Origin of the sequence: Halorubrum sp. SD626R (genome assembly GCF_001261915.1) — an archaeon.
Classification (GTDB): Archaea; Halobacteriota; Halobacteria; order Halobacteriales; family Haloferacaceae; genus Halorubrum.
The window spans coordinates 1-1,311 of the sequence record NZ_CVRT01000062.1 but is presented as its reverse complement, the minus strand read 5'-3'; the positions used below and the strand labels follow the sequence as shown (position 1 = coordinate 1,311).

The following is a 1,311-nucleotide window of genomic DNA, read 5'->3' as shown; positions in this document are numbered from 1 at the left end:
GTGAAGAACACCGCCGTCCGCCGGCGGAGGAACGACCGCGCCGCCGCGGTCGCCTCGGTGCGGATCCGGCCGACGCGGGTCATCGGTCGCCCCCGTCTCGGGGAGCCTCGTCGAGGATCCCTTCCCGCGGCGAGTACTCCTCGCCGGTGAGCCGCAGGTAGACGTCCTCCAGCGAGGGCTCGGACCACGCGAGCGACTCGAAGGCGACCCCGGCCCCGTCGAGGGCGTCGACCGCGTCGCCGATCGCCTCGGGTCGAACCCCCCGGACCCGCAGCCCGCCTCGGGTCGACTCGACGGCGACGTCCCCCGGGAGGCCGGCCTCGACCCGCTCGACGACCCCGTCGTCCGCGGACTCGTCGAGGCTCACGTCCAGCCGCGGCGCGCCGCCGTGTTCCGCGATCAGCTCGTCGGGCCGGCCGACGGCGACGACCGCGCCGTCGCGGACGAGGGCGACGCGGTCGGCGAGCCGCTCGACCTCGTCCATCGCGTGGCTCGTGAGGAAGACCGTCGTGCCGCCGTCGGCGAGCCGCTCGATCAGGCGGTGGATCGACCGGCGGCCCGCCGGGTCGATCCCCGTGGTCGGCTCGTCGAGGAAGAGCAGGTCGGGGTCGTTGACGACGGCGGTCGCGACGCAGGTCCGGCGCTTCTGTCCGCCCGAGAGCGTCTCGTACCACGCGTCGGCGTCGTCGGCCATCCCCACGTCCCGCAGGACCGACTCGACCTCGCGGGCGTCGTCGTAGAGCCCGCCGTAGTACTCGACGAGTTCGGTCGCGGTGAGGCGCTCGGGCGGGTCGAACGACTGCGGGAGCAGCCCGATCCGCTGCGGGTCGACCGCGTCGGGCGGGACGCCGAACACGCGCAGGTCGCCCTCGGCGTCGGTCGTCCCCGTCAGCGCGCGGACGAGCGTGGTCTTCCCCGCCCCGTTGGGGCCGATGAGCCCGAACACCTCGCCGGCCTCGACGCGGAGGTCGACCCCGTCGAGCGCGACGACGTCGCCGTACGACCGCCGGACGCCCTCGCCGACGAGGACCGGGTCGTCGGCGTCGTCGGCCACGACCTCGGCCGCGTCGACCGCGGACACCGACGCGGCCGGTGTCTCGTTCATGCGATCGGGTCGGGCCGCCGCGCGCCTAAGGGTTGCTCTTCGCGGTCGGCGTCGCCGCCGCGACGCGGGCCGCGTTCACGGCCGGCGGCGACGACCCGGTCCGCCCCGGTCCGTTACGCCTAAGCGACGCGACGCCGACTCAGGGACATGGACTACCACGAGGCGGCGGCGTTCCTCTTCGACCTCCGCCGCTTCTCGGTCAAGCC

The 1,311-nt window shown here is 75.1% G+C and carries 1 protein-coding gene and 1 pseudogene; both read right to left on the bottom strand.

Going from position 1 to position 1,311, the window contains the following annotated elements; genetic code table 11:
• Positions 1-83 (bottom strand): annotated as a pseudogene (locus SD626R_RS17380) (ABC transporter permease); the annotation flags it as partial.
• Positions 80-1,105: an ABC transporter ATP-binding protein gene (locus SD626R_RS06210; RefSeq protein ID WP_092564838.1), complete on the bottom strand. Its 1,026-nt coding sequence runs from the start codon at positions 1,103-1,105 to the stop codon at positions 80-82. The pseudogene SD626R_RS17380 and the gene SD626R_RS06210, both read right to left, overlap by 4 nt.
• Positions 1,106-1,311: the final 206 nt, after the last annotated feature.

Coding starts and splice junctions, on each gene's coding strand:
- SD626R_RS06210 (WP_092564838.1), bottom strand. CDS start 1,105: ATGAACGAGACACCGGCCGCGTCGGTGTCCGCGGTCGACGCGGCCGAG.